Raw genomic sequence first — 6,000 nt, 5'->3', positions numbered from 1 at the left:
AAAGTTGCACGCTGGGTTCTTAGGAGGGCGGCACTTGGTAACAAGTGTCGTCTATCCGACAAAAATGCGTCGGTTTATTCCCAAGGCGCTTTTCGTTTAAACAGCTTTTTGAGAGCTTCTACCTTGGCTGGCTCTGTCTCTGAATTCAGATATGTTACAAACTTTTCGTAGTCGGCGTCGTTTAACGCTATTAGTTCAGCTTTTTCTAGCATTTCAGTCCATTCTTTAATACTGACTTCACTAAGTTCATCTGCATGTGCTGTATAAGAAGTCATACTTTCTAGCACTTCTTTTTCAGTTAAGTTTTTTTTAGTCATCACAAATCCAAGGAACGAATTTTGGTTAGCCGCATTATAGCAATTATCGGTTTATATGATTCAAATTTAATCTGCGGTTAGCAAAGTTTGGGGCAAAAGTTTGTTAGATTTAGCAGAACGCATTGGGACTACTTTGCCTCAAGTGAGGCGATGACCTTAACAGCGATTTCTTGAGGGTATTCGCTATATGATTGCTGGAGATTAATAAATGCTGCAACTATCTCACAAAAAGCTCCAGTTAAAACCACTTGCTCACTCTTTTATACAAACTAATTTCGCTCTCAGTGAGAGCGAAAAGGTTTATTTCGCACTACCCTATAGCTGATGAGTGCTGGGTTACAGAGTATTTAATATAATTTATTAAAAAAGCAATGTTTGAAACGTTTGTTTGATTTATAAGTTTTTTTTCGCACTCACTGACTGCGAGTCATTTTCTATACCATTATATTTCGCTCTCTGCTGTAGCGAAATAATGACAGCTTTGGCAGTGTTTGTGCCTTATTAGGTACTGTTGCTGCCAATTGCGTCTGGATATTTTTCGAGGTTTAATGCTTATCGATTAACCGCACCCGATCATCAAATGTCATATTCAATTTTCTCAATATCCTTAAACAATGCTGCAACGTTTACATCTTTACCATAACGACTAAAAGTGATGTTTGGATTAGCGTGGCCAACGATTTGCGCCACGATATGCTCGCTGATATCCAGTTGCTTCATTTCATCGATAAACGTGTGTCTGAGGCCGTAGGCGGTTGGACGCTGGTTAGCTTGCATGCCTATCTCGGTTTGAAGCTTGGCGAGCTGTTTGCAGTAAGTTTTTGACCAATCTTCAATGATGCCGACAGGTTTATAATCAAACAGCTGGGTATGAATTGATTTTCTTTGCTCAACAAACGCAATAAAGCCTAGCTCAAGCAAGTATTTGTGAATGGGCACATAACGTTTGGCATTGAGGTTCTTTAATCGCTGTGCTGCACCGCTGTCATCAATGCTAATACAGTGTACGCCATCGATTAGTTTGATATCTCCAGGTTTGAGCTGGCAGGCTTCTGAAGGCCTTAAACCACCATAAAGCATCAAACGGGTGACCCATTTAAAATCGGTTGTTGAAGCCTTGAATGATGAGCTGCGAAGTAGTCGTTTAAGTTCAGGATGCGTCCAGCGGTCTCTAGCTTGATTCGGTTTAGCTTTTGGTTTTTGTCCGACAGTAACGCTTTTAAAGGGGTTGCTGGTGCAGTAATTCATTAATTGGCACCACTTAAAGAACTGAAATATGGCAGCTAAGTACTCTTTATTGCTTTTGTAGCTTCGGCCTTGAGTCAGTAAAGCATCGCGATAGGTCATCGCATCAGCACTGGTGATGTCATGCACACATTTATTATCAGTTTTAAGCTTGGTTTTAAGAGTGGATTTTGATGATACGGTATCAATAAAATGCCGAATACGCTGCTCAAGCTGCTTAATAGAGAGATGCCTGATGGCTGATTTTTGTTTTGAGATAATAAATGCGCTTAATGCTTCGTTTAACCCAATAACAGGCTTTGGTTGCGCGATAGCGTTAGTTTCACGGTGTTCTGACTGCTTAGTGTCCCTAATAGGGATAGCATGAGATTTAGGCGTGATATTGAACGTGATATCAGAATCAGCTGCATCAAACTGAGATCTGAGATGATTAATGACCTCATCAACGTAGCGAATAAAGTCATTAATACGGGTTTTATTGTCGATAGACTTGATGATTTTTTTGAGTGCTCCGGCAACATCGATGTTACGGATGACTGCTTCTGCTCTGTCACGAGTCAGTAAGGAGACTTTTACGTCAAAGGGAAAGCCTTTGTCGCGTAAATATTTGGCTAAACAGATACGTGTAAAGTATACGTTGTTGGGTGCTCGATAAAGATACATTGTCTGAGTCAATCCTTATGGAGAGCCCCACAAACGCCAAAAACAAAAAAAGCCGTTGATAATCAACGGCTTTTCTCGTATTTAATGTGGCGGAGGGATAGGGATTTGAACCCTAGAACGGGATAAACCGTTGCCGGTTTTCAAGACCGGTGCATTCGACCACTCTGCCATCCCTCCGAGCGGCCGAATAATATGACAATGGCAGTTTGGTGTAAAGGGTAAATTGAAAATAATCAGTTAAGTGGCGATAAAACACTCAGCGGATGAATGAATAGCGTGTGAATGTTGATTTATCTGCACTGTAAGGTCGATATAGTGACTCACATGGCTGTCATTTATAGGGTATTGGTAAATAGCCTGCATTCTTTAAACAGGTTATTTGGTCTTTTGCTAAGCAAATTATGTGATTAAACAGCTGATAACCGCGACTTTGCTTGATTTGATTAGGGTTAATGTTTACCTTTACAGCAAGTAATATTGCCGATGCCAAGGATAGCGAGATGCTTTCAGAACAAGCATTCGAAATGATAGATATAGTTGCCCGAGTGGGCAGTTTTACCGCCGCTGCGAATAAATTAAACAAAGTCCCTTCGGCGGTGAGTTATGCGATTAAACAAATTGAAGATGACCTAGGGGTCATCTTATTTGAACGTCATCATCGTAGTGTGAGTTTGACGCCTGCGGGTGAGCATTTTGTGGCTCAGTCGCGTGAGATCATGACTAAATTGAATAACATTAAGCGTGATACTCAAAAAGTGGCTAACGGTTGGCGCCCTTCGCTGTCGATTGCGATTGATAATATGGTACGCGCCGACAAAATCAGTGTGCTAATTGCCGATTTTTATCGTCACTTTACTGATATCGAATTAATCATTCGACTTGAAGTGTATAACGGCGTGTGGGAGTCGTTATCGACTGGCAAAAGTGATATCGCAATTGGCGCAACATCCACTATTCCGGTTGGTGGAGTGTTTAAATTTAGAGATATGGGCATGATCCCTTGGAGCTTTTTGGTGAGTAAAAACCATCCTTTAGCTAAAACGGAGCACTTACTTACTGATGCCGAATTACTGCCCTACCCATCTATTTGCCTGCAAGATACTGCCAATAATATTGCCCACAGGCCTAATTGGCTACTCAATAACCAGCGTCGTATTGTGGTGCCAGATTGGATCCGCGCATTAAACTGTTTCCGTGAAGGGTTAGGCGTGGGATATATGCCTTACCATTTAGCAGACGTGTTTATTAAAGCCGGTGCATTAATTGAAAAACAATTAGACAAACCCAAACAAGATACCGCCTGCTGTTTGGCCTGGAACAATGCCAATATGACCCCTGCGATGCAGTGGGTTCTCGATTATTTAGGCGATACACCTAAGCTTAAAAAAGAATGGCTAAGCTAAACGGAAGCTATTGAAGATTATAAGGTTATATTACCCTAAGCTTTATGGTAACGTAGCGACATGAATCGATGTCATAAATTAATTTATATTTAATGTACATTGCTTACGCTAATAACAAAGATTTACTGTCAGCGTGAAAATAGTAAGTTTTCGCGTTGAACAAATCATTGAGTTAATCTCTGGAGACGATAATGAGTCAACAATCAGTTTTATCCCCAAGTTTATCGACTACTGAAGTCAATAAACTATTAAAAAACACTTACATGCTGTTATCAATGACATTGGCCTTTGCTGCTGTAACGGCTGGATTGAGCATGTTATTTGAAATTGGTCGCTGGCCTTCACTAGGCTTATCAATTGGTGGCTTAGTGTTATTGTTTGTCACATTGAAAAAAGCAGACACCGCCGCGGGTATTTTTTGGGTATTTGCCTTTACCGGTATGGAAGGTGCGTCACTGGGTTATATTCTTAACCATTATGCAGGCATGGCAAATGGCCCCGGCTTAATTATGCAAGCGCTTGGCTTAACATCCGTTATCTTTGTTGCGTTATCAGCTTATGCACTAACCACCAAAAAAGACTTCTCGTTTATGGGCGGGTTCTTATTTGCCGGTATGCTCGTGATGATTGGCGCACTAGTGATTAACTTATTTGTGCAAAGCTCGATTATGTTTATGGCAATGAACGCGGGTATTGCGTTATTGATGACCGGTTTTATTTTGTATGACACTAGCCGTATCGTGAATGGCGGCGAAACCAACTACATCCGTGCAACCGTTTCATTATTTTTAGATTTCTTAAACTTATTTATGAGTCTTTTACATTTAATGGGTATGGGCAACGACGATTAATCGCCGATAGAGTTCAGCGTTAAATTACGATAAAATGGCCCTAATTTAGGGTCATTTTTTTTATCATGAGCAAATTCATCATCCAAGTAAACGGCAGTGTTTATGGCTCCAGCGCCAGTTTTAGGGCATTAGCTTTTTGCCAAAGTGTACTGGCCAATGGTCATGACATCATCACAGTTTTTTTCTACCAAGACGGCGTGACTAACAGCAATGCCCTTACCTGCCCGGCCTCAGACGAAATAGATATGCATGCTCAGTGGCAAGCCTTTGCACAGCGACATCAGGTTTCGCTCACCAATTGCGTGTCGGCGGCGCTTCGCCGTGGTGTGTTATCACAGCAAGAAGCGGTTGAAAACGGTAAAAGCCATTGGAATAGTAGTGAGCATTTTTCCATGGGCGGCTTAGGCGAATTAGTGGTTGGCATAGAAAAAGCCGATCGTTTAATCAGCTTTTAAAATCGATAGGATCAATAATGAAATCTGTGGCCATTGTATTTCGCCATGCACCTTTTGGGTCCACCAGTGGCCGCGAAGGTTTAGATGTTGCGATGCTGAGTGCAAGCTTTGAGCAGCAAGTGAGTCTTATTTTTACTGACGAAGCGGTATTACATCTCCTTAGTGGGCAAACCCCAGAGCAAGCAGGCGCAAAGGATTACTTATCAGCCCTTAAAGCACTGCCGTTATACGACATAGATACAGTTTTAGTGTGTAGCGAATCAATGCAACAATTAGGGCTTAACGCCAGCGAATTGAGTATTGATGCCGAGGTTGCTAGTGCCGATATGATAACCCAAACACTGCAAGCGGTTGATGAGGTATTAGTATTTTGATTTTACATCATATTCAAACTTCAGCATCAACCGACAATGCACTCAGTACGTGTTTACGTTATTTGCACCCAAACGACAGCATATTATTGGCGGGTGATGCGGTTAACTGCTTATTACAACCCCGGTGGCAACAGCGTTTAGCCTCGGTTAACCTATTTGTGTTGCAAGATGATATTCATGCGCGGGGGTTACAGCAGCGGATTGATGTGATTGCAAAACCTATGTCAGCCGAACTTTTTCATATTATCGATTACTCAAATTTTGTTGAGCAATCACTTAAACATAGCAAGGTAATCACTTGGTAAACTCTTTTGAATTTAATGGTCAGCACATTGAAGTTGATCATCAAGGTTATTTAAAAAATGTCGCCGATTGGCAAGAGGCAATGGCGCCAGTTATTGCAGCGTCTGAAAACATTGAACTAACAGAACAACACTGGGAAGTGATTCGGTTTGTACGCAATTTTTACCTCGAATACAAAACCAGCCCAGCGATCAGAGTGTTAGTTAAAGCCATTGGTCAAAGCTTAGGAGCAGATAAAGGTAACTCTAAATACCTTTATACCCTATTCCCAATTGGCCCTGCCAAACAAGCCACTAAAATTGCAGGATTACCGAAACCGGCTAAATGCTTGTAGATAAACACAAACAAAAAGCCCAGTTAAGCATGCTTAACTGGGCTTTTTACTGTCG

General features: G+C 41.4%; 8 protein-coding genes and 1 tRNA gene. 6 read left to right on the top strand and 3 right to left on the bottom strand.

Features of this window, described 5'->3' with window-relative positions:
• Positions 1-74: 74 nt before the first annotated feature.
• From IEY42_RS02710 to IEY42_RS02700, 3 genes are all read right to left on the bottom strand, one after another.
• Positions 75-317, bottom strand: coding sequence for a type II toxin-antitoxin system TacA family antitoxin (locus tag IEY42_RS02710; protein WP_188923824.1), 243 nt, complete (start codon positions 315-317; stop codon positions 75-77).
• A gap of 576 nt (positions 318-893) precedes the next feature.
• Entirely contained in the window at positions 894-2,225 is a 1,332-nt protein-coding gene (locus IEY42_RS02705) for a tyrosine-type recombinase/integrase (protein ID WP_188923823.1), read from the bottom strand.
• Between the two features lie 87 nt (positions 2,226-2,312).
• A tRNA-Ser gene (locus tag IEY42_RS02700) sits at positions 2,313-2,402 on the bottom strand.
• A gap of 323 nt (positions 2,403-2,725) precedes the next feature.
• Between IEY42_RS02700 and punR the strand changes: the two genes are divergently transcribed.
• From punR to IEY42_RS02670, 6 genes are all read left to right on the top strand, one after another.
• A complete protein-coding gene (punR, locus tag IEY42_RS02695; protein ID WP_188923832.1) occupies positions 2,726-3,628 on the top strand; it encodes a DNA-binding transcriptional activator PunR in 903 nt (300 codons plus the stop codon).
• Positions 3,629-3,819: 191 nt separating this feature from the next.
• A complete protein-coding gene (locus IEY42_RS02690; RefSeq protein ID WP_188920576.1) occupies positions 3,820-4,479 on the top strand; it encodes a Bax inhibitor-1/YccA family protein in 660 nt (219 codons plus the stop codon).
• 65 nt (positions 4,480-4,544) lie between these two features.
• On the top strand, positions 4,545-4,934 hold the full coding sequence (tusD, locus tag IEY42_RS02685; protein WP_188923822.1) for a sulfurtransferase complex subunit TusD: 390 nt from the start codon (positions 4,545-4,547) through the stop codon (positions 4,932-4,934).
• A gap of 17 nt (positions 4,935-4,951) precedes the next feature.
• Entirely contained in the window at positions 4,952-5,308 is a 357-nt protein-coding gene (tusC, locus tag IEY42_RS02680; protein WP_188923821.1) for a sulfurtransferase complex subunit TusC, read from the top strand.
• Positions 5,305-5,613: a sulfurtransferase complex subunit TusB gene (gene tusB / locus IEY42_RS02675; RefSeq protein ID WP_188923820.1), complete on the top strand. Its 309-nt coding sequence runs from the start codon at positions 5,305-5,307 to the stop codon at positions 5,611-5,613. Before tusC ends, tusB begins: the two co-directional genes overlap by 4 nt.
• Entirely contained in the window at positions 5,607-5,945 is a 339-nt protein-coding gene (locus tag IEY42_RS02670; RefSeq protein ID WP_188923819.1) for a TusE/DsrC/DsvC family sulfur relay protein, read from the top strand. The genes tusB and IEY42_RS02670 overlap by 7 nt, the downstream gene beginning before the upstream one ends.
• The last annotated feature ends 55 nt before the right edge of the window (positions 5,946-6,000 follow it).

Origin of the sequence: Shewanella algicola (assembly GCF_014648035.1) — a bacterium.
In the GTDB taxonomy this organism is placed as follows: Bacteria; Pseudomonadota; Gammaproteobacteria; order Enterobacterales; family Shewanellaceae; genus Shewanella; species Shewanella algicola.
Note: the sequence above shows the minus strand (reverse complement) of the source record. Positions and strands in the feature narration are given on the sequence as shown.